This is a genomic window from Pseudomonas sp. SDO55104_S430 (assembly GCF_054070595.1).
Genome location: NZ_JBSVXG010000461.1, coordinates 1 through 1,521 on the forward strand (window position 1 = coordinate 1; position 1,521 = coordinate 1,521).

A 1,521-nucleotide genomic window follows, 5' to 3' on the forward strand; every position below is an offset into this window, starting at 1 on the left:
GCCGTGCTCCTACAGATCGGGGGCGGTCGCAGGCGAACGGGGTGTCAGAGGATGCGGTAAAGCAACCGCTCAATACGCACGCGGCTCACGCGCTTGAGGAACTTGGCCACGCCCGCCGGATAGTTCGGCAGTGTCTCCAGATCCTGGAAGCGCCCGATGCGCGAGGTGTGCTGGAAAATCTCCGCCAGCTCCGCAGCGCGCGGCTCCAGCAGTTCGCCCTTGGGATCGTCGATCAGCAAGGCGTTTTCCAGGTCCAGGCGGAACGCCCGCGGGTTGAGGTTGTTGCCAGTCAGCAAGGTGTAGCGCTTGTCGACCCACATGCCCTTGAGGTGGTAGGTGTTGTCGCCGTCCTTCCACAGATGCAGGTTCAACTGACCGCTGTCGATGTTGCGCTGATGGCGCTTGGCAAAGCGGCGCAGGCTGATCTCGTAGAGATACGGCAACGCCGAGATCACCTTGAACGGCTCGCTCGGCGGAATGTAGAAGTCGTTGGCGGTCTTGTCGCCGACCACGATATCGATCTTCACCCCACGGGCCAGCGCCCGGTTGATCTCCCGGGTCACCGCCAGCGGCAGGTTGAAGTACGGTGTGCAGATGGTCAGCTGATGCTGGGCGCTGGCGATCAACTCGCCAATCACCCGGCTCAACGGATTGTTCTTGCCCACGCCCAGCAGCGGGCTGACCGACAGGCCGGTCTTGTCGGTGGTGCCCTGGGTGGTGTCGTAGGCCGCATGCTTGAGGCGGCTGCGCAGATCGCCGATGTCGTTGCGCAGGCTGCGGGTGGTCGGCAGGTTCGGCAGATCCAGGCGATGCACTGCCCGGGACGCCACCAGGCCGTGCTGCACCAGATGATGCATCGAATCGGCCAGGGTGCGGTCCTGCAACAGGTGATAACGGTCGTAGCGGTACTTGTCGAACTTGTGCAGGTAGACGTTGTTCAGGCTCGCGCCGCTGTAGATCACGCAGTCGTCGATGATGAAACCCTTGAGGTGCAGCACGCCGAACAGCTCGCGGGTCTGCACCGGCACGCCATACACCGGCACTTCGCTGGCGTGGGTACGGGTCATTTCCTGATACCAGGCCGAGTTGCCCGGCTGTTTGCCCGCACCGATCAGCCCGCGCTGGGCGCGCAGCCAGTCGACCACCACCGCCACTTCCAGTTCGGGACGGGCCAGTTTGGCGGCGTGCAAGGCATCGAGAATTTCCTGACCGGCCTCATCCTGTTGCAGGTACAGCGCGACGATGTAGATACGCTGGGTGGCGCTGGCGATTTTTTCCAGCAGGCAACGACGGAACTCGGCAGCGCCGGAGAGGATGGTGACGGCATCGGCGGTCAGCGGGAAACTGCGCAGTTTTGGCAGCAGGGAGCGTTTGAAAAGCAACGGCATAGGGCTCGCAATCGGGTCGCATCCAGAGAGGTTGAGAGCTTACACCATGGATTGGCTGGGGTCTTCCCGGTGTCTGTTTTGCCCCTATCGCGAGCAGGCTCGCTCCCACATTTGAAATGCATTCCATTGTGGG

General features: G+C 62.6%; 1 protein-coding gene. It reads right to left on the reverse strand.

Features of this window, described 5'->3' with window-relative positions:
- Positions 1–44: 44 nt before the first annotated feature.
- Positions 45–1,388, reverse strand: a complete 1,344-nt coding sequence (pssA, locus tag ACW9JE_RS30675; RefSeq protein ID WP_457434900.1) for a CDP-diacylglycerol--serine O-phosphatidyltransferase — start codon at positions 1,386–1,388, stop codon at positions 45–47.
- Positions 1,389–1,521 lie beyond the last annotated feature (133 nt).